The following is a 26,087-nucleotide window of genomic DNA, read 5'->3' as shown; positions in this document are numbered from 1 at the left end:
ATTATGGAACATGATATTAGAGATTTATTTAAGAATAAAGAATACCCAATAAAAAAAATACCAAAAGAGCATCGTAAAGATTTTATTACAAAATTAAATGGAGTGAAAAATAGTAAGAATAAAAAGAGTCCTTATTATTTCTTAAAAATTGCAGCATCCATTTTATTAATTCTTTTCTGTGGATATTTTTACCAGAATACATATTCTAAACCCACAAAAACTGCATTCGAAATTCAATTTGAAGGAATAGAAAATGAGTATTTAATCAATATAAATAAAGAATGGAATAGTTTTATTGAAGTAGCAAATGACACCATTTTAATAAGAAAGTATAAAGAGAAACTAAAAGATTCTAATACTGATTATAAAAAAATAACAACACAATTAAAAGAGCTTCCAAATAACATAAATGTTTTAGAATCTTTAATAGATAATTTGCAAAGACGTTTGCAATTAATCAAAGATATTAAAGAACATATTAATGAGTTAAATCAAAAAAAGACAAGTAATGAAACCATATATATATAGTATTTTATTTCTACTAAGCATCAATTTTTCTTTTTCACAAACAAAAGAATTGGTCTTAAAAGAAAGTTATGAAATTGATAAAAACACCATATTAGACATTGATATTGACAATGCATCAATTGTATTTGAAGAGTCTAATGATAATAAAGTTCATCTTGATTATTCGATTCTTTTTGATAAAGATTCAGAAGAAATTCAATATAAAGTTTTTAAGGGTATTAAAGCCAAATCTTCAAAAGTTAATAACAAAATAAATTTAGATGTAAAAAACTCAATGTACCTTGGAGAGTTATATTCTCTAGATGTTGATATAAATACATACAAAGAACATATTAGAGGTTTTTATTCAAATAAAAGGAAAAATGAACTTTTCTATAAATCGAAAGATTCAATATTAAAAGAAATCGATTTTAGTTTAGGAACATATACTGACGATTTTTTTAAGAATCTTCAGTTAGATAATCCAAATAAAGACTACGGAAAATCATCTCGAAAATTTAAACAAAGTTTTATAATCAAGGTTCCAAAAAACGTGAAAATTAATATTAAGGCACTTCATTCTAAAATTACGTTCCTTTATAATATTGAATATCCAATAGAGATAAATGCATTTAAAACATATTTAAAATTTAAAAAAATTACCTCTAATAAAAATAGAATTATTTTATCTAACGGAATTTTTCAGGTAGAAAAAGTAATAGATGCAAGACTTGAATTTTTAGATATGAGGAAAGTTGTAATTGGTGAAGTTTCTAATGTAAATTTAGCTTCAGAAACTTCAAAAATACAAATAGGTGAAATAGGAAAGAATGTGCTATTTAATGATTTTAATAGCAAGCTTCACTTCTATAACTTTGGAAAAAAGTTTACTACTTTTAATTTAATTGGTGATTATACTGACTTAAATTTATATAATGTTAAGGAAAGTAATTATTCAATGAATATAAATGGTTTTAATACCGTTTTAAATATGGATGATAACAAAACTACTTTTGGAGGTTCTAATGAAGATAAACTTACAAAAATCCTTGAAAAGAAGCCAAAAGAAAATATTGTTTCAAATGGAAATATTGCAATTGAGTTAAAAAATGGAATCATAAATATCAAATAAAAAATTATTCTATTTTCATAAATGGTGATTTTTTAGGGTTATTATTTTTTTTAAAACACAAAATAGTTCTAATGGAAAATTTCCATATATATAAACGAGTATTTCTACCCCGTGTTGTAAGCTTTAATGAATATACCTTGTAATCATTAAATAAAACCAAACAATATGAAATTAAAAATAGTAAATAACAGAGATGCTAATCAAGATTTGCATTTATTATTAACAGGAGATAATCAAAAAGGAATTAGTGGAATTATACCTAATAAATCTGTACAATTAAGCAGTTTATTAGCTAAAAACCCTAATTTAGAAATAGACATTGAAAGTATAAAAGGAGCTAGATTATATGTTGGTTATGGTGCTTTTCCTTCAGATGACGCACCTTTACCTGATGGTGATCAATACTATGGTTGGATAGAGTTTACTAAAAAAGCTAGCGGAACAGAGGTTTGGTTAAACCTTTCAAATGTTGATATAACAGGACTTCCATTAATTTTATCAGGTACAGATACTGCAAAAAAAGCTTTCACATTAGGATATAAAAAATCGATAACAGATATTATTTCTTTAATGAAAACGGCTGCATTAAAACCAGCTTCTGATAAAAACCCAGCATATATTACTTGTAAAACAGGACAGATTAAAATAGTTGGCCCAAATGGATCTCCAGATAGTTTTCCTTCTTATGATAAATATATAAATGATTTAAGCACAAATAAAGCTCCATTGATAATAACTTCTGATACTCCAAAAGGAGGTTCTGCTAAAGTATTTACAGGAAGTTTTATGAATGCCAAAAAAGAATCGGAAGTAATGATATCTTTAGTAAGTGCAGAAGGCGATACTTTTGAAGTATTAAAAAGTCAGTTTACAACAGAAATATGTTATAGATGTGATGGAGGAACTTTAATTTATAACAAAGCAACAGTAGATCAAAATCAATCTCCTCAAGATTCTAATGATAAAATGTATGCAAATTCTACATTTCGAAATATTTTGATAGGAATAAATGAAGGTTATTTTAAAACAGAAGGACCAAATATTAGTATCGATTTTCCTGGAGAAGTTCCATTCTCAACTGGTCAAGGAAGTGATTACGCAAAAGTTTTACATGAAAATTCTAATTCATATGGTTTTCCATATGCAGATTCTAACTTAAAAGTATTAATTACTGCATTACCTTCTGAGACTATAACAATGACTATTTGTAAAGACACAGAGGCAAAAGGTTATAATGATAATACAAATGACTCTCCAAATCAACCAACTTCAGGTAAGTTTCAATTCGGAATTGGAACTAAAAGTTCTGGACTTGGAATGATTACTATTGGTGGTTGGAGATATCCAGCTGATGATTCTGGTGCTTATGGAGGTTTCTTACCTACTTTAAGTGAATGGACAAAAATGAACTTTGAAGGTCCTGATAAGTTTATTTGGATTAAAACGACAGGTAATGGTTTTGTTGTTGCTGATAATTGTTTTAATACTGGTGCACCAACTTATAATAGTGATAATGTATTAATCTGGGGATCAGAAGTGAAATGGAATACAGGAACTAATTCTCCTGCTAAACCAACAAGTTAATTATAAAGTAAATGCAAATTAAAAAGGCTTCACAATTGTGAAGCCTTTTCAGTATAATTAAATGTCGATTATCGACTTATAAATCAAACTTTATTCCTTGTGCTAAAGGTAATTCATCAGAATAATTAACGGTATTTGTTTGTCTACGCATATATACTTTCCAAGCATCAGAACCAGATTCTCTACCTCCACCCGTTTCTTTTTCTCCTCCAAAAGCACCACCAATTTCTGCGCCAGAAGTACCAATATTTACATTTGCAATTCCACAATCTGAACCTGCATAAGACAAGAACTTTTCCGCTTCTTTTAATTCATTGGTCATAATTGCAGAAGATAATCCTTGAGCAACACCATTTTGTTTATCAATAGCGTCTTCTACTTCTCCAGAATATTTCATTAAATATAAAATTGGCGCAAAAGTTTCATGTTGTACTATTTCAAAGTGGTTTTCAGCTTCAATAATTGCTGGTTTTACATAACAACCAGATTCGTAACCCTCTCCTTTTAAAACTCCACCTTCTACTAATATATTTCCGCCTTCTGCTTTTGCTTTTTCAATTGCAGCTAAATAGGTGTTTACAGCATCGTGATCAATTAATGGACCAACATGTTTTGTTTCATCTAAAGGATTTCCTATTTTAATTTGTTTGTAAGCACCAACAATTGCATCTCTTACTTTATCATACACAGATTCATGAATTATTAATCTTCTTGTAGATGTACAACGTTGCCCACAAGTTCCAACTGCTCCAAAAACTGCTCCTGGAACCACTACTTTTAAATCTGCAGTTGGTGTAATAATAATTGCATTGTTTCCACCTAACTCTAATAAAGATTTTCCAAAACGTTGTGCAACAGTTGCGCCAACAATTCGTCCCATTCTTGTAGATCCTGTAGCAGAAACTAAAGGAACTCTAGTATCTGTAGTCATCATTTCACCAACTTTGTAATCTCCATTTATAATACAAGAGATTCCTTCTGGTAAATTATTTTCTTTTAAAATTTCTGCAATTATATTCTGACAAGCAACCGTACATAAAGGTGCTTTTTCAGAACCTTTCCAAACACAAACATCACCACAAATCCACGCTAAAGCTGTGTTCCAAGCCCAAACTGCAACCGGAAAGTTAAATGCAGAGATAATACCAACAACTCCTATTGGATGCCATTGTTCTCTCATAACATGTCCTGGGCGTTCAGACGGAATTGTTTGTCCGTTTAATTGACGAGATAATCCAACTGCAAAATCGCAGATATCGATCATTTCTTGTACTTCTCCTAAACCTTCTTGGTAACTTTTTCCCATTTCATAAGAAACTAATTTACCAAGTGCTTCTTTCTTTTCTCTTAATTTATTACCAAACTGACGTACAATTTCTCCTCTTTGTGGAGCTGGCATATTTCTAAATGATAAAAATGCTTTTGTAGCAGATTCCATCACCTTTTCGTAGTCTTCTTTTGTCGTTGATTTTACTTTTCCAATCAACTTTCCATCAACAGGTGAATAACTTTCTATGATTTCTCCATTAGAAAAATTGTTTGAACCTGTAGAAGTTCCATCATTTATGTCTTTTAAACCTAGTTCTAATAAGGCTTCTTTCATTCCAAAGTCTGTCATTTTGCTGTTCCGTTTTTGTTGTTTACATTCGAAGAACGAATCTACGAATAATTTTACAAATTTATAAATTAAACAAAAACAAGTATTTGTGTTTAATTTTAAACAATTGAGTTATGAAAAAAATACTTTTTATTACATTATTATTTATTTCTTTTGGATGTAAAAATGAAACAGACTCATCATCCGAAGAAAAAAAAATAGACCTGAAGAAAAATGAATTTGCTATTATAATTCATGGAGGAGCAGGAACTATTTTAAAGAAAAATATGTCTGCAGAAAAAGAGGCTGCTTATAAATCTAAATTAGAAGAAGCTATTAAAGTTGGTCATGCAATTTTAAAAAATGGAGGAACTAGCCAAGAAGCAGTAATGAAAACGATTCAAGTTATGGAAGAATCGCCGTTATTTAATGCTGGAAAAGGTGCCGTTTTTACCCATGAAGAAACCAATGAGTTAGACGCGTCTTTTATGGATGGAAAAACATTAAACGCAGGTGCAGTTGCAGGAGTTACAAACGTAAAAAGCCCTATAGAATTGGCCATAAAAATAATGACAGATTCTGATCATGTAATGCTTTCTGGAAAAGGAGCATCAATTTTTGCCAAAGAAAAAGGTTTAGAAATTGTAAATCCAAGTTACTTTTATACTGAAAAACGTTTTAAATCGCTTCAAAGAATAAAAAATAGAGCAAAAACAGCATTAGATCATGATGATAAAAAAGCTGCTTTTTATGATGAAGATATTAAAAACGCAAAATTTGGAACTGTAGGTTGTGTGGCTTTAGATAAAGAAGGAAATATTGCTGCTGGTACTTCTACAGGAGGAATGACCAATAAACGTTGGGGAAGAATTGGCGACTCTCCTATTATTGGTTCAGGAACGTATGCAAACAATTTAACTTGCGGAGTTTCATCTACCGGTTGGGGAGAATATTTTATAAGAGCTCAAGTAGCTTATGATATTTCTGCACAAATGGAATATCAAAATAAATCTTTAAAAGAAGCTACAAAAGATGTTATACAACACAAACTCACAGAACTTGGAGGAACTGGAGGTATTGTTGCTTTAGACAAAAATGGAAATATGTCTTTTGAATTTAATACTGCAGGAATGTACAGAGCTTCAATGAATGATAAAGGTGAATTAATTCTAAAAATTTACAAAGAATAAGACAACCACTCCTCTGGAATTGGTTTTAAATCTAATTCTCTTACTTCAGATTTAACAATCTTTTTTAAACCTAAACGCGTAATTTTAGGGATAGATAAATTGATATTGTGTTTTTTATTGATAACCTCTAACACTTCTTGTATTGGTCTTTTTGCACATAAAACAAGACTATTCATCATCGCATTAGATTCTTTCTCTAAATCAAAGAAATCTACAAAATACGCAGGACTATTATCTTTATAAACCACCCACTGTGTACTCTTTGGTACCTTTAAATCTATAATTTCTTTCGTTCCACTAAAAGTTCTATATGTAATTGCTAAAAATGTCATCTTTTTCTTTTTTTTATAGTTCAAAACAAAAACTAAGCCAAATTAAAAATTAAAAATATTATTTTTTAAATCTTTCGACGAAACCAATAAAAACATCGTTAAAAGGTGTATTTAATTCCAGAATATATTCCCAAATTAAAAGGAGCAAAACCATTCGATTTTTCACTAAACGTATTTAATTGTGCTTTAAACATTGGGTTTAAGTTTAAAGACCATTTACTGTTTAAAGAATAATTAAAATCAAAACCTAAGTTTCCACTAAAATTAATGGTATTTAAATTTGTTGCTTTCCCAAGTTTAGATAAAAATTGGCTTTTTAAATTCACTTCATTTTTGTTTAAAAACAAAGAGCTAAACCCAGCTACTATTTGTGTGTTAAACTTATTAGCGCTTAAAAAGTTATATTTTACTTCTATAGGAATTTCTATATAACCGTAAGTCTGATTTAATTGTCCGTTTAAACTATTAGTCTTTAACAATGAATTACTCGCAAAATCTGAACTTTGAGTAAAAGCCTCATCAAAAGAAAAAGAACCTCCACTTATAGATGTTACAGATGATTCACTTTTAGATATTGAAGGAGTAGCTGTTACTTGATTATTAGCATAACTCATTTCTTGTAAATGAATACCTGATTGAATGCTCCATTTTTTATTTATTTTATATCCTATTTGAAAACCGTAAGAAAATGAACTTTTCCCTTCTGTTGAGTTTGATAAACTTTTTTCTAGAGGAGATGAATTTGAAAATGAATTAGAATTTAAAACTGCAAAAACGGGAGCAATAGACCATTTATTTTTTAATATTTTAGTTGAAAAAACACTATCATTCTTCTTTACAAAATTATTTATATCTAATTTTTTTACAATTGATTTTTTCTGAACATTACTAATTTCATCCTTTATAATTTTCTCTTCTTCATCAGGAAATACTTTTTCAGTCTTAGAAATAACTTTTTCATTATCTTCTGAAGAATCAATAGTTTCATTGAAGGAATTATCAGCTATGAAAATCTTTTTCACAGCGCTTTTTTCGCTAACTAATTCCTTTTTATTGTAAGTCTTCTTCTTGCTTTTAGACTGATTTAAATTCATTTTTTCATCAGCAACAAGAATTTTATCTTCACTTTTTTTATGGTTAATTACTGAATCAATTTTAGTTTTATAAATAGTTTCTAATTTGTTTTCTTTCTTAGTACTCTCTGTAGTTATAATTACAGAATCATTTTCGATAAAATTATTTTCATCGTTAGAGAAAGGAAATATCAACATTCCTAAAACCAACATTGCTGCAATTCCGCTTGTAAACCACCAAATAGGAAATCCCCTTCTCTTTTTCTTTTTAAGTTTAGACTCAATATTGTTCCATACTTTATCACTCGGAGTTACCTCCAAATTCTTAAGCTGTTCTTGAAACAATTTGTCTAAATTATTTTGATCCATTAAATACTATTTTCGTTCTTCTTTTGATGACCTTCTAACTTCTCTTTTAAAATTTTTCTTGCTCTAGACAAGTTAGATTTTGATGTTCCTACAGAAATAGCTAACATTTCTGCAATTTCTTTATGTGAATAATTATCTAAAACATATAAATTAAATATCAATCTATATCTGTCTGGTAATTGCTGAATAAAACCTAGCAAAACATCAACATTAAAAACAGTGTTTTTTAATTCGAGTTCTTCAACCTCAACTTTATTAGAAACTTCTTCTACAATTTGCAAAGGAGCTTTCTCTCTGTATTTTTGTAAAGCTGTGTTTATAGTGATTCGTTTTAGCCAACCTTCAAAAGAACCTTTATTTTTATATTGCTCAATTTTCTCGAAAATTGTGATAAAACTATCTTGTAAATTATCTTCTGCATCTTCTTTATTATGCGAATATTTTAAACAAACAGCGAATAGCTTATCAGAAAAAATCTGATAAACCTTTGCTTGCGCTGCTATTTTTTGCTTGCAGCATTCCTGTATGAGTTCTTCTAGTTTGATGGTTCTAATTTACAGGAACTATCACTTCCTCAAAAATATTATCGCCATTACTATCTTTCCCTTTAAAAAACTTAAAAACATAGTCTTCTTCTTGAGAAGCTTTTACAGCAAACTTTTTTTCTCCTTCTATAATAGCCAGCGTACAATTTTCATCTAAAAGCACTGAAACAGAAACGGCAACAATTCTTGTAGTATCTTTTGTTTCGTAATAAATTCTATCAAAAGAATAACACCCATTAGGAAATGAATATTTAACAGTAATTGTATCTATTTCTCCAAAAGTAAAACTTGCAGGAGTTATTGCTGAATCTATTGGTATATACTCAAAAGTATAATTTGGTGTATCATTATCATTGTTTAAACAAGAATAGAAAACAAGTAAGCCAATTAAAAGTAGTATCGTTTTTTTCATTTTTTATGTATTATAAATTAATATTTAAGTATCGGATAACTGTTTTGACATTCTACAGAAATTGGTGCAGTTGGTATAGAACAATCAGAAACAACTCCATATTTTAAGTTAAAATCTTTTTCTGCTTGTGTATACGTTTCTATTTTTTCTAAAAATGAAACAGTATCTATTAGTGATGAATACGCTATAAAACCTTGAGGACCTCCACAAGCTTTTGCCCCATATGCTGTAAATAACCAATCACCAGAATCTGAGCAAGAAACACTATAAGACAAATTCTGAATTTCATTAAATAAATCCATTAAACTTCTATGATCAATTTCTTGTGCTGTTAATTCTCTTTTTACTACTAATTCACTTTCTGTAAGCGATACAATTCTCCAAGCATAATTTGTTGGATAACTTTGTGTAGAAATACGAATCAATGTGTTTTCTAGCTCAAAAGAGCCTTCAATATCAAAGAAAGATAAAGGAGGTGTTCCACACCAACCAGAAGTGTGTTCTATAAAGTCTCCATTTTCAGTAAATGAAATTCCATACGCTTCATTTGGTAAAGAGCTTCCTCTATTAAAAGTTGTCGTTACTCCATCATAAACAGGCGCTACCCAAAACCCAATTAATAAATTATCTGAATCTATAATTGCTTCATTATTTTCACAAGAAAACAATATAGTTGCAAAAAGCAAAATAACTATGTTTTTAAAATTCATACTTCTAAATTTTTAGTTTGGTAAATTTTTTGATATTTTTTCTGTTTTTGAGATAACTTCTATCAATGTATATTCAATGGAAGATGCGTCTTGAGGTGGATTTTCAATTTCCTTTTCTGAAATTAAAATCTCATATTCAAAACCTTCTTCATAGTTGAAGCCAATTATTGAATCATAAAAATATTCCCAGTTTTCATTATCTACTTCTCTTATTAACAAACATTTTTGCGCAGCTATTCCTTGACAATCTATTGTTTGTGAAGCAACTATTATTCTTGTTTGATTTAAATCATCATTATTTTGTTCACAAGAAACAATTGTAGATAGAAATAAAAATACTAAAATGACTCTTTTAATTACCATATAAAATAATTTCATCTGTTTTTAATGTATCAAAATCCGGACAAGTATTTAAACCTGTAATACCACCAAAAGTACAAACTACTTCTCCAGAACAATTATAAACTGATGTTTGTCCATCTGCAATTTGATTACAAATATTGACTAGAAAAACAGTTTCTGAATTATAAGTATATTGAATAATTGAACTTTTACCCGCACAATCTATTCTGTCAATATTATTTTTTGCTTCTTTTAAAAAAACCAATTCTTCTAATGGGTTTTCTATTTCGCAAACTCTAGAAACTTCATTTCTATCATTACACGAAAAAACAGCAAGTAATAAGAGAAAAAAAGTTGTTTGTAACTTCATAAAAAGGGTTCTTTTCTTATAAGATGCAGAATTTCTAAAAAGGTTGCGTTAAATAATTCTATTTTTGCAGTACAAAGATTTTTTTCAGCAAAAACTCTTTGTTTAGATTCCCTTTTTCAAGGGAATGACAATAAAAGGAAACCACAACACAATTGTTGTGGGAATTTTTTCGAGTATATGCAAAACAACATTTTTAACATACAAACCCAAGAAGATTTTAAGCAAGTTGCTTTAGAAGTTTTTAAACATCAATTTAAAAATAATAAAGTGTACCGATCTTTTTGCGATTTACTATACATTCATCCTTCAAGTGTTACTAAGGTTGAAGAAATTCCGTTTTTACCAATTCAGTTTTTTAAAAGTAGAGAAATCCTTTCTTCTACAGAAAAGGTTCAAGAAACTTTTTCGAGTTCTGGTACAACAGGTAGTATAACAAGTAAACATTATGTAACAGATATTAATCTTTACAAAGAAAGTTATCTAAAAGGATTTGCTCATTTTTATGGAAACATAGAAGATTATGTAGTTTTAGCTTTGTTACCTAACTATTTAGAAAGAAATGGATCTTCTTTGGTTTTTATGGTTGATGATTTAATTCAGAAATCTAAAAACCCAGAAAGTGGATTTTATTTGAATAACATCGAAGAATTAGCTGAAAAACTAACAGAATTAGACAAAAAAGGACAAAAAGTACTTTTAATTGGTGTTTCTTTCGCTTTGTTAGATTTGATTGAAACAGCGCAATTCAACCTAAAAAACACCATCATTATGGAAACTGGTGGAATGAAAGGTCGAAGAAAAGAGTTAGTGAGAGAAGAATTGCATCAAATTTTACAAAACGGATTTGGAGTCTCTGAAATTCACTCAGAATACGGAATGACGGAATTACTAAGTCAAGGATATTCGAATGGAAATGGAGTTTTTGAAACGCCGCCTTGGATGAAAATTCTTACTAGAGATACAGAAGATGCGTTAACAATTCAACAAGTTGGAAAAACAGGCGGAATTAATGTTATTGATTTGGCTAATTACAATTCTTGTTCATTTATTGCTACGCAAGATTTAGGAAAAGTGCATAAAAATGGAACTTTTGAAATTATTGGTCGTTTTGACGATTCAGACATTAGAGGTTGTAATTTGATGGTTTTGTAAAAAAATAAATTATGAAATTTAAATTAATAGAAGAATTTAAAGAGTTTGCTGTAAAAGGTAACATGATAGATATTGCTATTGGGGTTATTATTGGCGCAGCTTTTAATAAAGTAGTAAGCACATTAGTAAAAGAAGTTTTAATGCCACCTTTATCGTTTATAACGGGTGGTGCAAAGTGGGAAAATAAAAAAATTATTCTACGAGAAGCTGTTCTTGTTAAAGATAAAATTTCTTTTAATGAAATTGCCATTGGTTATGGAAAGTTATTTGAAGCAGGAATCGATTTTTTAATTATTGCTTTTACCGTTTTTATAATTGTGAAAGCAATGAATTCTATAAAGAAAAAAGCGGATGACCCAAAAAACAAAGCGATTGTTACTCCTAAAAATATTGAGTTAATGAGTAAAACTAATGAGCTTTTAGAAAAACAAAATGAATATCTATTGAAGGTTTTAGGTGATAAAAAGTAACTATACATCCGTTTTGTAAACTTATTTATAAAAAACGACTTACTTTTTTTAACTTTTGCTGTAAACTATCAATAGTTTTATCAAAAAATAGTAAATCGAAATTTATGAATATCAAAATAACACTTTTTCACCTAGTTCTTTTTTCTTTTATTGGTTGCCAATCCGGAGAAACCAATAAAACTCCTCAAGCAACTACAAATACTGAAAATAGTACGATCTCTGAAAACGATACATTTAATAATTACTGGTATTCTGGAAAAGCAGAAATAAGTAGTTATGCTTTAAAACAAGCTAGATATGGTGAGATACGAGATGGTGAAGTTGTATTAGTTTTTGTTACAGAACCTTTTTCTTTAAGCAAACAGGTTAAATTAGATAATCCACAAAAAGCAGGAAACGATAACGTTTCTGTATTGAAATTAAACCATGTGCGTAAGTTTAATACAGGTATTTATGATTATTCTATTATCACTTCTACTTTTACGCCAATCAACTTTAAAAAACATCCATTTACTCTAAAAGCAACCACAAGTATACAAGAATGGTGTGGACATACTTTTACCCAATTAAACCTTGGTGATAATTCCTATAATTTTAAACAATTCTCTTATTTTGAAGCTGATGGTGATGAAGAAAAAACAATAAATGCAGCTTTATTAGAAGAAGATTTAATGACGAGAATTCGTATTCAAAAAGGGCAATTACCAGAAGGAGAAATAAACTTAATTCCATCTACAATCTATAGTCGTTTTAATTACAAAAAGATGGACGTAGAAAAAGCCATCATTAGCAAAACAACATCAAAGAACAAGCTAATTTATAATATAAAATACCTAAATATTGATAGAACGATTTCTATTGATGTAGAAAAAGAATTTCCTTATAAAATTTTAGGTTGGTCAGAAGATAATGCAACTGGTTTAATAACAACTGCTGAACTAAAAGCAAGTAGTAATGAACCTTATTGGAAACAAAAGAAATTAACAGATAAATCTAAAAGAAAAGAACTAAAGTTAAAGTACTAATAGATTCTTTTACTTTTCTTTAAATAATTACAATTCTTGTTCATTTATTGCAGCTCAAAATCGATGCGAAATTCACGAAAACTGAACTTTTGAAATTATTGGTCTTTTTGACAATTTAGATATTATAAGTTGTAATTTGATGTTTTTGTAAACTTAGAATGAATAACTTTTGTATTAATTCTGACAAAATAAAAAATTACAAAACCCAACGCTTAATAGGTAATAACCTAATTTACTTCAATTTATAATTATCAATTATTATGCTACTTAAATTTTCTCACTGAAAACAGTGAGGGGATTCACTACTTTCAGTGAAGAGAAAATTCAACTGTTTTCAGTGATTGACAGATACTCTTTTATCTTCTATTTTTGTATTAAAGTTAACTACTAAAAAAACTATTTTTTAGTTATAAATTGTTAACAATAATTAAAAGTAACAGAACGAAAATAAAAATTGAAATTAAAAAAGTATGATAGCTAGTACTCAGTATAACGATTTTAAAGGAACCGTTTCTGCAGATATACCTGACGCATTTGGTGGTTCTTGTGGAGATGATATTAAAAACTTAGCAAGAATTTTTAAATTGAATCTTAATCGATTTAAACCAGTTGGAATATCACTTTATGGAACTGATGGATTTAGTATTTCTCTTATTTGTGTTGACAAAGAAAGAAGTACAGAAGAAAAAGAACACATTGTAAATATGTCTTGTGAAGTAGAAACCGAAAAAGAAATTATTGACCTTCTTTTTAAACGATTACATATTGTTCTTCATAATAGTTTTGATGATAAATATCCGAACTTAGGTTATGATGAAAAAGTAAGGTATAGTGATTTTCACTAAATGGAAAAAGTATAACTATTGATAAAACATATCTAAATGTTGATGGGTTTGTAAACTTGACTTTCTAAAAAAAATCAACTAACTTCGTTTAACTTCTGATATAAAACATTAAAACGTTCGATATCTTTATAGTTGTAAGTCATTGTAACCTTATGAGTCAATATTATTTGAATGATGTAAAAAGAAAGTTCTATGATGATGCTTTGAAATTGATCAGAGCTTGTCCTAATGATTTTTGGGATTTAGACAATGGAATTGACAAATATATTGACCTAATCAATTCGAATAATGATATTAGGACTATGTATTCATTTAAAGGCAATAATAAATTTGGTTTCGGACAAATGAGTTACTTAATATTTTGCTATACCAAATCGTTTGAAAAACAAGTTTTAAACGTGATAATACCAAAAATGAAAAATGAATTTGGAAGTATGGAATACGCAGAGTTAAACGTTTACATTGAAAAGCCTAAACTTCAGAAAAAAGAAAAAGATGTAGCTCCATATTTGAGATTCATTAATCATCCTGACTACTGGAATATAAACCATATTAAAATAGAATTGATGGATGGAAATTCTTATGAGCATGAAAATCTATGGAAAGTATTAACGAAGTCTTTAACAACCTAGAAAATAATTAACGCCTTACAACACCTCATAAAATTTATGCTTACTTAAACTAAATATAAACCGACAAACATTCAACTAACGATTTGTTACAACCGAAAAATCTCCGATTTTTAAGTCGCACAAATCTTATAAAAACTCGTTAAACGAACCTTCCAAAAAAACAAAAAAAAGCGAAAATTTAAAATTTTCGCTTTTTTAATATATAGATTTATCTTGTTCTAGTTAACTATCTAAAGAATTCCAACCTTGTGCTTTTAATTCAATTTCTTGTTCAGCTCTTGTTACTAAATTTAAACCTTGGTTTTCTGCTGTAATATGACCAATAATAGAAAAATTTGGGTTTGTTTGTATTTTATCAAAATCAGCAATTGGCACTGTAAATAAAAGTTCGTAATCTTCACCTCCACTTAAAGCAACCATTGTAGAATCTAACTCAAATTCTTCACAAGCAGAAATTACTTGAGGGTCTAAAGGCAATTTATCTTCATACACCTTACAACCTACTTTACTTTGTGTACAAATATGAAAAAGTTCTGATGAAAGTCCATCAGAAATATCAATCATAGAAGTTGGTTTTACTTCTAAATCTTTCAATAAACCTGCAACATCTTTACGTGCTTCTGGTTTTAATTGACGCTCAATTAAATACGTGTAATTATCTAAATCTGGTTGATTATTTGGATCAACATTAAAAACTTGCTTTTCTCTTTCTAAGACTTGTAATCCTAAATAAGCTGCACCTAAATCTCCAGAAACCACAATTAAATCTGTTTCTTTTGCAGTATTTCTGTATACAGCTTCGTCTTTATCAACCTTACCAATTGCAGTAACAGAAATTAAAATTCCTTTGGTAGATGAAGTAGTGTCACCACCAATTAAATCTACTTTATAAGTATCACAAGCTAACTGAATACCCGCATACAATTCTTCAATTGCTTCTAAAGTAAATCGATTAGAAACAGCAATAGAAACCGTAATTTGTTCTGCAACCCCATTCATTGCATACACGTCAGATAAATTTACCATCACAGCTTTGTATCCTAAATGCTTAAGCGGCATATAACTTAAATCGAAATGCACACCTTCTATCAACAAATCTGTTGTAACCAACGTTTGTTTTTCTGAAGCATCTAAAACAGCTGCATCATCTCCAATAGCTTTAATTGTTGATGTATTTTGTACTTTAAAATATTGTGTAATATGATTGATTAAACCAAACTCACCTAGTTCAGCTAACGATGTCTTTTGTGTATTTTTGTCTTCTAACATATTGCAAAGATAGTTACATTCTAAAAAAGGACAGAACTACTTTAACACCTATATTTATTTATTTTATATTTTAAATAGTATTTTTGATAAGAAGTCTGCAACAATAATATTTTTACAAAAAACGTTTAATAGTTCTAAAAAGTAATAAAATGATTAAAAAGAGTTTCTTTCTTATAATAATTGTGTTTATAAGCTGCTCTAAAACAGACGTTTTTAATAGAGATAATCAAATTATAATTAACCCGATAGCTAAATGTGAAAACGGTTTTGCAGGAGAATATCCTTGTAATGATTATGATTTATTAACTCATATTTCTTTAGAAGATATTGGTGGTGCAGATACTACAGGAAGTAATTGTTGGGGTTGGACAGACCCAATTAGTCAAAATGAATATGCTTTAATGTCTACAAATAAAGGGGTTACTTTTATAGATATTACAGACCCTGCAAATGCCGTAATTTTAGGAACATTAAATACCAGAACAGAAAATAATGCCTCGAGAAATATAAAGGTTCATGAATCTATTGCTTACATTGTTAGTGAAGCAGCAGGTCATGGAATGCAAACTTTTAATCTAGGTAAATTAAAAGATGTTAAAAATCCTCCTGTAGAATTTACTTCAGATAGAGATTATACTGGTTTTGGAAATGCACATAATATTGTTATTAATGAAGATTCTGGTTTTGCCTATGTAGTAGGTTCTAATACTTTTGATGGCGGTCCACATTTTGTGGATATAAATACACCTTTTAAACCAACAGCAGCTGGAGGTTATGCAGAAGGCAAATATGCTCATGATGCACAAGTATTAACTTACAATGGTCCAGATACAGATTACACAGACAAAGAAATTTTAATTGGTAGTAATGAAACCGAAATTGTAATTTTAGATGTTACAGATAAAGAGAATCCTGTAAAAATATCAACAATTTCTTATCCAAATATTGGTAAAACAAATCAAGGTTGGTTTACAGAAGATTTTAGATATTTTCTTTTGGGTGATGCCTTAGATGAAGTAAATAACGGAGTTAATTCTACAACGATTGTTTTCGGTTTTACAGATTTAGACAATCCTATTCATCATTTTAATTATGAAGGAAATACGCTTGCAATTGATCATAATGGTTACGTAAAAGACAATCTTTATTATCAAGCAAATTATACAAATGGTGCAAGAATTATTGATATTTCTAATATCGATACGAAAACATTTACAGAAGTTGGTTATTTTGATACGTATCCAGAAAACAACAATACAGAAACTAATGGGGCTTGGAATGTGTATCCTTTTTTACCAAGTGGAAACATTATTATTAGTGATTTTAACAACGGTTTATTTATCATCAGAAAAAGTAAATCATAGTAAAGCAATAAAATTTAAGTACTTTTAATCATCAAATATTTTTTATTTATGATTCGTTTTATTTTGATTTGCCTTTTTGTTTTCATCAATATATCTATAACAACTGCCCAAGAAATTATTGAAATTTCTGAAGCTGAAGCAAAATCTGCCGCATCAAAAGTTCATTTTAGAGTAAATCCAAACACATCAAATTACGATATTACCTATCATAAATTAGAGTTTACTGTAGATCCTGCAGTAGCAGATATTGCAGGGAAAGTAACGACTACTTTTACTGCTTTAGAAAACCTAACTACCATCACTTTTGATTTAAATGATAATATGATGGTAACTTCTGTTACTGAAAATGGAAATACCTTATCATTTACTCAAAACTCAAATGATGAACTAGTAATTACACTTCAAAACACTATAAATCAAGGAAATTCAGCATCCGTTTTAATAGAATACAATGGAACTCCTACAAGTTCTGGGTTTGATTCTTTTGAAGCATCAACTCATGGTGTAGATGCAACACCAATACTTTGGACACTTTCTGAACCTTATGGAGCTTTAGATTGGTGGCCTTGTAAACAAGATTTAAATGATAAAATTAATGAAATTGATGTTTATATAACTGCTCCAGAAATTTACACTTCGGCTTCTAATGGTTTAGAACAAAATGTAACAATAAATAATGGTAAGAAAACCACGCATTTTAAACATCAATACCCGATTCCTGCATATTTAATTGCTTTTGCAGTGACCAATTATGCAACCTATTCTCATACAGTTGCAAATAACGGAAAACCATTTCCTATTGTAAATTATGTATATCCAGAAAGCTTAACTAGCGCACAAAATAGTACAGGTATTACTGTTGATATTATGAATCATTTTATCAATTTATTTGGAAATTATCCATATGAAAATGAAAAATATGGTCATGCTCAATTTGGTTGGGGTGGAGGAATGGAACACACCACTATTTCTTTTATGGGAAGCTTTAGTAGAGGTTTAATTGCACATGAATTGGCGCATCAATGGTTTGGTGATAAAGTTACTTGTGGAAGTTGGAAAGACATTTGGTTAAATGAAGGTTTTGCAACCTATTTATCTGGCTTAACGATTGAACATTTAGATGGTGAATCTTCCTTTAAAAGTTGGAGAAGTTCTACCGTAAATTCGGTAACTTCATCTACAAGTGGTGCAGTTTACCTCACAGATGTTGACACCACAAATGTTAATAGAATTTTTAATAGTAGATTATCTTACAATAAAGGCGCAATGGTTTTACACATGTTGCGTAAAAAACTAGGTGATACTAACTTTTTTAGTGGCGTAAAAAATTACATTACTGACCCAAATTTAGAGTATGGTTATGCTAAAACTCCAGATTTAATGGCACATTTAGAAACAGCTAGTGGTTTAGAGTTAGGTGAATTTTTTAACGATTGGGTTTACAATCAAGGATATCCTACTTATAACGTAGCATGGCATCAACCAACATCAAACTCAGTTAGTATTCAATTAAATCAAACCCAAAGTCATAGTTCTGTTTCTTTCTTCGAAAACAAAGTTCCTATTCGTTTAAATGGAACAAATGGAGAAGTGTTAGATCTTGTTTTAAACAACATAAATAATGAGCAAACGTTTGTAGAAAATGTAAATTTCACGATAAGTTCTGTTGAATTTGACCCAGATCTTCATTTAATTTCTAAGAACAATAATGTAACTCTAGGCTTAGAAAATAATAGTTTTGTAACAGAAAACATTTCATTATTTCCCAATCCAATAAATGATATTTTATCGATTCAAGCATCAGAAAATATCAAAATAAATAGTAGTATTATTTACAACACTTTGGGTAAGAAAATGATTGAAGCTACCAACAAACAAATAAACTTGAGGCAACTTAATACAGGAATTTATTTTATTACGATTTTTACGGATCATGGGTACTTCCACAAAAAAATTATTAAAGATTAACTTTATAAATAAGTTTTTCTATTTTTACCGATATAAATAAACAATTATTTGATTTCCATAACTACTTCAGAAAATAAAAAAATCTATTTTGCTTCAGACCAACATTTTGGTGCTCCAACTCCAGAACTTAGTTTTCCTCGTGAAAAAAAGTTTGTTGCTTGGTTAGATGAAGTAAAAAAAGATGCAGAAGCAATTTTTTTACTGGGTGATTTATTCGATTTTTGGTTCGAATATAAAACAGTTGTTCCAAAAGGTTTTGTAAGAGTTCTTGGGAAATTAGCAGAAATAAAAGATTCCGGAATTCCTATTTACTTTTTTATTGGTAATCATGATTTATGGATGAATGATTATTTCGAGAAAGAACTCAACATTCCTGTTTATCATGAACCACAAGAGTTTTTAATCAACAATAAAAATTTTCTTATTGGTCATGGAGATGGTTTAGGTCCTGGAGACCTAGGTTATAAAAGAATGAAAAAAGTATTTACTTTTCCTTTATTTAAATGGATGTTTAAATGGCTGCACCCAGATTTAGGTGTAAGTTTAGGTCATTATATGTCCGTAAAAAACAAACTAATTTCTGGTGATGATGATGCTAAATATTTAGGTGATGATAATGAGTGGTTAGTGCAATACTGTAAAGAAAAGCTAACTGAAAAACAGTACGATTATTTTGTGTTTGGTCACAGACACCTTCCTTTAGAAATAAAGCTTCAAGAAAACAGCACATATATAAATCTAGGAGACTGGATTCAATACTTTACCTATGGAGAATTTAATGATTCTGAATTCAAATTGTTAAATTTCAACGATAATTCCCTTTAAAATAAACAAAAACTTACGAAATCTTTAACCTACTTTTAACAAATATCAATATGTTAAAATTGTAGATTTGCTTCACTTTAAATAACACTTAATACAATATTACAATGGATGTAGATGTAAGAGCGATTAATGAGAAAATAGAAAGAGAAAGTGCCTTTATAGACATTCTTACTTTAGAAATGAATAAAGTAATTGTTGGTCAAAAACAAATGATAGAAAGTTTGTTAATTGGACTGATAGGAAATGGTCACATTCTATTAGAAGGAGTTCCTGGATTAGCAAAAACATTAGCAATTAATACATTATCTAAAGCTATTGATGCAAGTTTTAGTAGAGTTCAGTTTACACCAGATTTATTACCTGCAGATGTTGTTGGTACTATGATTTATAACATGAAGGAAAATGACTTCATGATTAAAAAAGGTCCGATTTTTGCAAACTTTGTTTTAGCAGATGAGATTAACAGAGCACCTGCAAAAGTGCAATCTGCTTTATTAGAAGCAATGCAAGAGCGTCAAATTACAATTGGTGACACTACTTTTAAGTTAGACGAACCTTTCTTAGTAATGGCAACTCAAAATCCTGTAGAACAAGAAGGAACATACCCTTTACCAGAAGCACAGGTTGATAGATTTATGCTAAAAGTGGTTATTGATTATCCAAAATTACAAGACGAACAAATTATTATGCGTCAGAATTTATCTGGCGGATTTGCAAAAGTAAATCCTGTTGTTACAGTAGCAGAAATTTTAAGAGCAAGAGAAGTTGCTAACGAAGTTTATATGGATGAAAAAATTGAGAAATATATTCTTGATATCATCTTTGCAACTCGTTATCCAGAAAAATACAACTTACCACAATTAAAAGACTTAATCAGTTTTGGAGCTTCACCTCGTGGAAGTATTAACCTTGCAAAAGCTGCAAAATGTTATGCTTTTATCAAACGAAGAGGTTATGTAATACCAGAAGATGTTAGAGCGGTTGTTTTTGATATTTTACGTCACAGAATAGGAATTACCTATGAAGCTGAAGCAGAAAATGTAACTTCTGTAGACATTATCAATTCAATTATAAACGAAATTGAAGTACCATAAAGAAGTTAACAGTAAAATTAGTATTCAGTAGGCAGTTACTTACTCGAATCTGATCTACTGAATATTATGACTGCAAACTGCTGACTGAATACTGCATACTGAAAAAATGGAAACTAAAGAAATACTTAAAAAGGTTCGTAAAATAGAAATTAAGACAAAACGTTTGTCTAATGATATTTTTGGAGGTGAATATCATTCATCATTCAAAGGACGAGGTATGACTTTTTCTGAAGTAAGACAATACCAATTTGGTGATGATGTAAGAGCCATTGACTGGAATGTTACTGCACGTTATAACGAGCCTTATATAAAAGTTTTCGAAGAAGAACGTGAATTAACAATGATGCTTTTGGTAGATGTTTCTGGATCAGAATTATTCGGAACATCAACGCAGTTTAAAAAAGATACTGTTACAGAAATTGCTGCAACATTAGCTTTTTCTGCAACTCAGAATAACGATAAAGTGGGTTTAATTTTATTTTCTGATGATGTAGAACTTTTTATTCCTCCTAAAAAAGGAAAAAGTCACGTTTTAAGAATTATTAGAGAGTTAATAGAATTTAAACCAAAGAGTAAAAAAACCAATATTGCTGCTGCTTTAAAGTTTTTATCTAGTGTGATGAAAAAAAGAGCGATTGTTTTTATGTTATCCGATTTTATGGATGATGATTATGAAAAAACATTAAAAATTGCAGCAAAAAAACACGATTTAACAGGAATTAGAATTTTTGATAAACATGATGAGGAAATTCCTAATTTAGGAATGGTACCAATGTTAGATTCAGAAACGGATAATGTTCAGTTGATAAATACAGCATCGAAATCTGTAAGAACAAGCTATAAAGCAAATGCTTTACGTTTAACAGATTATTATATAAACATGTTTAAAAGAAGTGGCGCAGGAACTGTTAACACAAGAGTTGATGAAAACTACGTGAAAAAATTATTAGGTTATTTTAAACATAAAGGGAGATAGTAACTCAGTTACTTTTAAAAATGAAAAAACAAATACTCTACATACTATTATTAGTTTCAACTATAAGTTTTGCTCAAAAACCTATGGTTAAAGCAGAAATTGACACCATAAATATTAGAATTGGTGAGCAATTCAATTTAAAGATTTCTGTTGATGAAACTCAGAATGTTATCATTCCTAAATTGGAATTAAGAGGTTTAGAAATAATAGATTCTACCAAAACAGATACCGTAAAAAACAGTTTAATCAGAAAGTATATTTTAACAGGTTTTGATAGCGGTGCTTTTTACATTCCGCAACAACAAATATTTGTAAAGAATCAAGCGTTTTTAACAGATTCATTATTGGTAAATGTGGCAACAATTGCAATTGACACCACAAAAGTGAAGAAGTTTCCTATTAAGTCTATTAAAAGTGAACCTTATACTTTTGATGATTTTAGAATCTACGTTTATATCTTATTAGCTGCTTTAGCAATCATTGGTTTCTGGATTTACTGGTTTGTTATCAGAAAAAGAAAAGAAGAAGTAGAAGAAGCTACTTATAGAGCTTTACCTCCTTATGAAGAAGCTATTTTTAAACTGAATGAATTAGACGAAAAATTATTGTGGCAAAACAATAAAGTAAAAGAATATTATAGCGAATTGACGGAAATTGTACGTGGTTATATTGAGCGAGAATTAAAAGTTCCTGCTTTAGAAAAAACTACGGATCAGGTTTTAGATATGCTAAAAGATTTTAAAGATTCAGAAGTGATTCAAACTTCAGAAGACACTATTAAAAAGTTAAGAGATTTATTACGTGAAGCAGATTTAGTAAAGTTTGCAAAATCGAAACCTTTAGCTTTAGAAATAGAAGAAGACAGAAAAGATGCTCAAGATATTGTGAGTAGTTTAAAACCTAAACCAATTATTGAAGAAGATGATGAATTGGAATAATTTTGAATTTAATAATCCGGAATTTTTATGGTTACTCATCGTAATTCCATTGGTTGCAGTTTGGCATTTTTTTATGCGCAAAAAAGAAGCTGCAGTCTTAACAATGCCGAGTATAAAAGGTTTTAAACCAGATTCTATTTTATCAAAAATAAAACCAATTTTATATGTATTAAGATTGTTAGCATTAGCAGCAATTATAGTTGCTTTGGCAAGACCTAGAAATGTTTCTGTAAGTAAAAAAACGAAGACAAATAAAGGGATTGATATTGTTATGGCAATTGATGTTTCTGCAAGTATGTTGGCTAGAGATTTAAAACCAAACAGATTAGAAGCATTAAAAAAAGTTGCTGTAGATTTTGTTGATAGAAGGCCAAATGACAGAATAGGAATCGTTGTTTATGCTGGTGAAAGTTTTACACAAACACCAATTACGAGTGATAAAGGAATTGTAAAACGTACCATTTCTGAACTAAAATGGGGACAATTAGAAGGAGGAACTGCCATAGGAATGGGATTAGGTTCTGCTGTAAACCGATTAAAAGAAAGTACTGCAAAAAGTAAGGTTATTATTTTATTGACGGATGGTGTAAATAATTCAGGAAACATAGATCCAAGAACAGCTACAGAATTAGCAAAAGAGTTAGGCATTAAAACCTACACAATTGGTATTGGAACAAATGGAATGGCCGATTTTCCTTGGAGTAGAGATCCAAGAACAGGAAAATTACAGTTTAGAAAACAACAAGTTGAAATAGACGAAGCTTTGCTAAAAGAAATTGCTTCAGAAACTGAAGGAAAGTACTTTAGAGCAACAGATAATACATCATTAAAAAAGATTTATGATGAAATTGATAAGCTTGAAAAAACAAAAATAGAAGAATTCAAATACTATAATTATCAAGAAAAATACAGAATTTTTGTTTTCTTGGGATTAGGCTTTTTATTATTAGAATTTATTTTAAGAAACACAATTTTTAAGAGTTTTATTTAAAAAATTGTGTAAATGTTGAATTGTTTAAACGTGTAATTGTAAAAAGGATGTATATATTTTCATTTGAAAAATTAGAAGTTTGGAAAGAAGCAACAAAGCTTTCTAAAGACGTTTATAAGGTTACTTCTTCTTTTCCTTCGGATGAAAAATTTGGGTTAGTAAGTCAAATTAGACGAGCTACTAATTCAATTGGCGCTAATTTAGCAGAAGGAACATCTAGAATTACAAACAAAGACAAAGCACATTTTACAACAATTGCTTTTAGTACAACAATGGAAGTATTAAATCATTTAATACTATCAAAAGAATTAGAATTTATTTCTGAAGAGGAATATCTAAATTTAAGAGAAAGAATATATAAGATTTCTAATATGCTAAATGCATTAAGAAAATCACAATTAAAAAAAGAGTAAAAAAGTGTAACTGTTTAATTGTTTAAACGTGTATATGTTTAGCAACGCGAATCAACAATTAAACAATTAACCGCTTAAACAATTACACAATGTATAAGATTGAAGAACCAATTTATTTTTCCTTACTAATAATCATTCCAGCAATGATTGTTATTTTCTTGTTGGTTTTATGGTGGAAAAAAAGAACTCAACGTAAATTTTCAGATTTAAATTTACTTAAAAAACTAGCGCCAAATTCGTCCACTTTTAAATCGGTTTTAAAGTTAATAATCTTACTTTTAGGAATCACTTTTTTAGTAATTTCTTTAGTAAACCCAAAAATGGGAACCAAACTAAAAACTGTAAAAAGAGAAGGTGTAGATATTGTATTTGCTTTAGATGTTTCTAGAAGTATGTTGGCAGAAGATATTGCGCCTAATAGATTAGAAAAAGCAAAACAAATTATATCAAAAACAATAGATAAATTAGGTTCTGATAGAGTTGGAATTATAATTTACGCAGGTAATTCTTATCCGCTTTTACCAATAACAACAGATCACGCTGCAGCACATATGTTTTTGCAAAATGCGAATCCAGATATGGTTTCTAGTCAAGGAACAGATATTAATGGAGCGCTAGAATTGGCAAAAACGTATTATAATAATGATGAACAAACAAATCGTTTTTTAATTATTATTTCTGATGGTGAAGATCATCAAGAAGAAACAAAACAAGTAGCTCAAAATTTAGCAAACGAAGGTGTAAAGATTTATACAATTGGTGTTGGTTTAGAAGCTGGTAGCCCAATTCCAATTCGTATGAATGGCTCTATGATTGGTTATAAAAAAGACAGAAAAGGAGAAACTGTACTTACCAAACGTATGCCAGAGGTTTTACAAGGTATTGCAGATGCTGCAGATGGAGAATATATAGATGGTAATGTTACAGAAAGACCTGTAAAAGTGATTGCTGAAATTATTGCAAATGCAGAAAAAAGTGAGTTTGAAACAAAACAATTCTCTGATTATAAAGACCAATTTCAATGGTTTTTAGCAATCGGGTTGTTCTTTATAATTGTTGATATTTTCTTATTTGAAAAGAAAACAAAATGGTTAACAAAAGTTGATTTGTTTAATGAAGAAAAAACAAAAAAATAATATGAAGCGTTTACAATACATATTGATTGTTTTCTTGATGCTATTTTCATCCGCAGAAGTTATAGCACAAAAAGATTCTATTGCTCTACAACGTAAAGCTAGAAAATTGTTAAGACAAGGAAATGAATTATATAGCAAAAAGCAGTACACAGATGCTTCTGTTGCTTATCAGAAATCATTAGCCAGCAATACTAAATACGACAAAGCAACTTATAATTTAGGGAATGCTTTATATCAAAATAAAAATTATAAAGAGGCTGTTCCTCAATATGAATTAACAGCAAAAACTGCGAAAGATAAATTTACAAAAGCTGAAGCTTACCATAATATTGGTAATGCTATGATGGAAGGTAAACAATATCAACCAGCAGTAGATGCTTATAAAAACTCGTTAAGAAATAATCCTAATGACGATGAAACTCGTTATAATTTAGCTGTTGCTCAAAAATTACTTGAGAAAGAAAAACAAGACAACAAAGATAATAAGGACAACAAAGACAAGGATAAAAAAGATAAAGACGACAAGAACAAAGACAAAAATAAAGATAAGAAAGACGGCGACGATAAGGACAAGAAGAAGGACAAAGACAAAGATGGTGAAGGAGATAAAGACAAGGATAAAAATAAAGATCCTAAAAAGGACGAGAATAAAGAAAAACAAAAACCTAAGCCTCAACAGGGAAAAATGACTCCTCAGCAAATTAAACAACTTTTAGAAAGTTTAAATAATGAAGAGAAAAAGACCCAAAAGAAGATGAATGCTAAAAAAGCAAAAGGGAAAAAAGTAAAACAAGAAAAAGATTGGTAGATTAGCAATATCATAGAA

Annotated in this window: 28 protein-coding genes; 19 read left to right on the top strand and 9 right to left on the bottom strand. The window is 29.2% G+C overall.

Translation table 11 applies throughout. The features are described from left to right. The first annotated feature begins 3 nt into the window (after nt 1-3). The 3 genes from BTO07_RS12380 (at nt 4) to BTO07_RS12370 (ending at nt 3,223) form a co-directional block, all read left to right on the top strand. On the top strand, nt 4-528 hold the full coding sequence (locus tag BTO07_RS12380) for a hypothetical protein (RefSeq protein ID WP_087521526.1): 525 nt from the start codon (nt 4-6) through the stop codon (nt 526-528). Further along, nucleotides 509-1,639: a hypothetical protein gene (locus BTO07_RS12375; protein WP_087521525.1), complete on the top strand. Its 1,131-nt coding sequence runs from the start codon at nt 509-511 to the stop codon at nt 1,637-1,639. The genes BTO07_RS12380 and BTO07_RS12375 overlap by 20 nt, the downstream gene beginning before the upstream one ends. Before the next feature lie 165 nt (nt 1,640-1,804). Next, on the top strand, nt 1,805-3,223 hold the full coding sequence (locus tag BTO07_RS12370) for a beta-1,3-glucanase family protein (protein WP_087521524.1): 1,419 nt from the start codon (nt 1,805-1,807) through the stop codon (nt 3,221-3,223). Between the two features lie 76 nt (nt 3,224-3,299). Here BTO07_RS12370 and amaB read toward each other — a convergent pair whose 3' ends face one another. Continuing rightward, nucleotides 3,300-4,841 (bottom strand): L-piperidine-6-carboxylate dehydrogenase, encoded by a 1,542-nt coding sequence (gene amaB / locus BTO07_RS12365; protein ID WP_087521523.1) that lies wholly within the window; start codon nt 4,839-4,841, stop codon nt 3,300-3,302. 113 nt (nt 4,842-4,954) lie between these two features. On the opposite strand from amaB, the gene BTO07_RS12360 reads away from it, so the two are divergent. Next, nucleotides 4,955-6,010 (top strand): isoaspartyl peptidase/L-asparaginase family protein, encoded by a 1,056-nt coding sequence (locus BTO07_RS12360; RefSeq protein WP_087521522.1) that lies wholly within the window; start codon nt 4,955-4,957, stop codon nt 6,008-6,010. Here the strand turns inward: BTO07_RS12360 and BTO07_RS12355 are convergent. The 7 genes from BTO07_RS12355 to BTO07_RS12325 all read right to left on the bottom strand — a co-directional run bounded on the left by BTO07_RS12355 (nt 5,998) and on the right by BTO07_RS12325 (nt 10,163). After that, nucleotides 5,998-6,342 carry a hypothetical protein gene (locus tag BTO07_RS12355; RefSeq protein WP_087521521.1) on the bottom strand — a complete coding sequence of 115 codons (345 nt, stop codon included), beginning with the start codon at nt 6,340-6,342 and terminating at the stop codon, nt 5,998-6,000. The two genes, BTO07_RS12360 and BTO07_RS12355, sit on opposite strands and share 13 nt — an antisense overlap. A 98-nt stretch (nt 6,343-6,440) precedes the next feature. Beyond that, complete coding sequence (locus tag BTO07_RS12350) at nt 6,441-7,784, bottom strand: outer membrane beta-barrel protein (RefSeq protein ID WP_087521520.1); 1,344 nt, start codon at nt 7,782-7,784, stop codon at nt 6,441-6,443. After that, the gene (locus BTO07_RS12345; RefSeq protein ID WP_087521519.1) at nt 7,784-8,329 is read right to left on the bottom strand and encodes an RNA polymerase sigma factor; all 546 of its coding nucleotides are present in this window, start codon (nt 8,327-8,329) and stop codon (nt 7,784-7,786) included. Before BTO07_RS12345 ends, BTO07_RS12350 begins: the two co-directional genes overlap by 1 nt. Nucleotides 8,330-8,333: 4 nt before the next feature. Continuing rightward, nucleotides 8,334-8,741 carry a hypothetical protein gene (locus BTO07_RS12340; protein WP_087521518.1) on the bottom strand — a complete coding sequence of 136 codons (408 nt, stop codon included), beginning with the start codon at nt 8,739-8,741 and terminating at the stop codon, nt 8,334-8,336. A gap of 17 nt (nt 8,742-8,758) precedes the next feature. Further along, on the bottom strand, nt 8,759-9,451 hold the full coding sequence (locus BTO07_RS12335) for a hypothetical protein (RefSeq protein WP_087521517.1): 693 nt from the start codon (nt 9,449-9,451) through the stop codon (nt 8,759-8,761). A 12-nt stretch (nt 9,452-9,463) separates the two neighbouring features. Beyond that, nucleotides 9,464-9,829, bottom strand: coding sequence for a DUF4377 domain-containing protein (locus BTO07_RS12330; RefSeq protein ID WP_198342466.1), 366 nt, complete (start codon nt 9,827-9,829; stop codon nt 9,464-9,466). Beyond that, complete coding sequence (locus BTO07_RS12325; protein WP_087521516.1) at nt 9,804-10,163, bottom strand: DUF6970 domain-containing protein; 360 nt, start codon at nt 10,161-10,163, stop codon at nt 9,804-9,806. Before BTO07_RS12325 ends, BTO07_RS12330 begins: the two co-directional genes overlap by 26 nt. Nucleotides 10,164-10,340: 177 nt before the next feature. Here BTO07_RS12325 and BTO07_RS12320 point away from each other — a divergent pair, with 177 nt between their 5' ends. The 5 genes from BTO07_RS12320 (at nt 10,341) to BTO07_RS12300 (ending at nt 14,287) form a co-directional block, all read left to right on the top strand. Beyond that, nucleotides 10,341-11,315: a LuxE/PaaK family acyltransferase gene (locus BTO07_RS12320; protein WP_087521515.1), complete on the top strand. Its 975-nt coding sequence runs from the start codon at nt 10,341-10,343 to the stop codon at nt 11,313-11,315. 11 nt (nt 11,316-11,326) lie between these two features. Beyond that, on the top strand, nt 11,327-11,785 hold the full coding sequence (gene mscL / locus BTO07_RS12315; RefSeq protein WP_087521514.1) for a large conductance mechanosensitive channel protein MscL: 459 nt from the start codon (nt 11,327-11,329) through the stop codon (nt 11,783-11,785). Nucleotides 11,786-11,889: 104 nt separating this feature from the next. Then, a complete protein-coding gene (locus BTO07_RS12310; RefSeq protein ID WP_087521513.1) occupies nt 11,890-12,810 on the top strand; it encodes a hypothetical protein in 921 nt (306 codons plus the stop codon). Nucleotides 12,811-13,280: 470 nt separating this feature from the next. Then, a complete protein-coding gene (locus tag BTO07_RS12305) occupies nt 13,281-13,655 on the top strand; it encodes a hypothetical protein (RefSeq protein ID WP_087521512.1) in 375 nt (124 codons plus the stop codon). A 209-nt stretch (nt 13,656-13,864) separates the two neighbouring features. After that, a complete protein-coding gene (locus tag BTO07_RS12300) occupies nt 13,865-14,287 on the top strand; it encodes a hypothetical protein (RefSeq protein ID WP_157663344.1) in 423 nt (140 codons plus the stop codon). A gap of 222 nt (nt 14,288-14,509) precedes the next feature. On the opposite strand, the gene thiL is transcribed toward BTO07_RS12300, so the two are convergent. Then, nucleotides 14,510-15,556, bottom strand: a complete 1,047-nt coding sequence (gene thiL, locus BTO07_RS12295) for a thiamine-phosphate kinase (RefSeq protein ID WP_087521510.1) — start codon at nt 15,554-15,556, stop codon at nt 14,510-14,512. Between the two features lie 149 nt (nt 15,557-15,705). Between thiL and BTO07_RS12290 the strand changes: the two genes are divergently transcribed. The 10 genes from BTO07_RS12290 to BTO07_RS12245 all read left to right on the top strand — a co-directional run bounded on the left by BTO07_RS12290 (nt 15,706) and on the right by BTO07_RS12245 (nt 26,069). Beyond that, entirely contained in the window at nt 15,706-16,920 is a 1,215-nt protein-coding gene (locus BTO07_RS12290) for a choice-of-anchor B family protein (protein WP_087521509.1), read from the top strand. Between the two features lie 48 nt (nt 16,921-16,968). Further along, nucleotides 16,969-18,888, top strand: coding sequence for a M1 family aminopeptidase (locus BTO07_RS12285; protein ID WP_087521508.1), 1,920 nt, complete (start codon nt 16,969-16,971; stop codon nt 18,886-18,888). Nucleotides 18,889-18,936: 48 nt separating this feature from the next. After that, entirely contained in the window at nt 18,937-19,713 is a 777-nt protein-coding gene (locus tag BTO07_RS12280; protein WP_198342465.1) for a UDP-2,3-diacylglucosamine diphosphatase, read from the top strand. A 104-nt stretch (nt 19,714-19,817) separates the two neighbouring features. Continuing rightward, nucleotides 19,818-20,807: an AAA family ATPase gene (locus BTO07_RS12275; protein ID WP_087521507.1), complete on the top strand. Its 990-nt coding sequence runs from the start codon at nt 19,818-19,820 to the stop codon at nt 20,805-20,807. Between the two features lie 106 nt (nt 20,808-20,913). Then, nucleotides 20,914-21,783 (top strand): DUF58 domain-containing protein, encoded by an 870-nt coding sequence (locus tag BTO07_RS12270; RefSeq protein ID WP_087521506.1) that lies wholly within the window; start codon nt 20,914-20,916, stop codon nt 21,781-21,783. A 20-nt stretch (nt 21,784-21,803) separates the two neighbouring features. Further along, nucleotides 21,804-22,721, top strand: coding sequence for a hypothetical protein (locus BTO07_RS12265; RefSeq protein WP_087521505.1), 918 nt, complete (start codon nt 21,804-21,806; stop codon nt 22,719-22,721). Then, the gene (locus BTO07_RS12260) at nt 22,708-23,712 is read left to right on the top strand and encodes a vWA domain-containing protein (protein WP_087522637.1); all 1,005 of its coding nucleotides are present in this window, start codon (nt 22,708-22,710) and stop codon (nt 23,710-23,712) included. The genes BTO07_RS12265 and BTO07_RS12260 overlap by 14 nt, the downstream gene beginning before the upstream one ends. Before the next feature lie 47 nt (nt 23,713-23,759). Next, nucleotides 23,760-24,125: a four helix bundle protein gene (locus tag BTO07_RS12255; RefSeq protein WP_087521504.1), complete on the top strand. Its 366-nt coding sequence runs from the start codon at nt 23,760-23,762 to the stop codon at nt 24,123-24,125. Nucleotides 24,126-24,214: 89 nt separating this feature from the next. Beyond that, on the top strand, nt 24,215-25,261 hold the full coding sequence (locus BTO07_RS12250; protein WP_157663343.1) for a VWA domain-containing protein: 1,047 nt from the start codon (nt 24,215-24,217) through the stop codon (nt 25,259-25,261). Next, nucleotides 25,239-26,069, top strand: a complete 831-nt coding sequence (locus tag BTO07_RS12245; RefSeq protein WP_232457027.1) for a tetratricopeptide repeat protein — start codon at nt 25,239-25,241, stop codon at nt 26,067-26,069. The genes BTO07_RS12250 and BTO07_RS12245 overlap by 23 nt, the downstream gene beginning before the upstream one ends. The last annotated feature ends 18 nt before the right edge of the window (nt 26,070-26,087 follow it).

The organism is Polaribacter sp. SA4-12 (genome assembly GCF_002163675.1).
Lineage (GTDB): Bacteria > Bacteroidota > Bacteroidia > Flavobacteriales > Flavobacteriaceae > Polaribacter.
The sequence above is the reverse complement of the archived record's forward strand: the minus strand, read 5'-3'. Positions and strand labels throughout refer to the sequence as shown.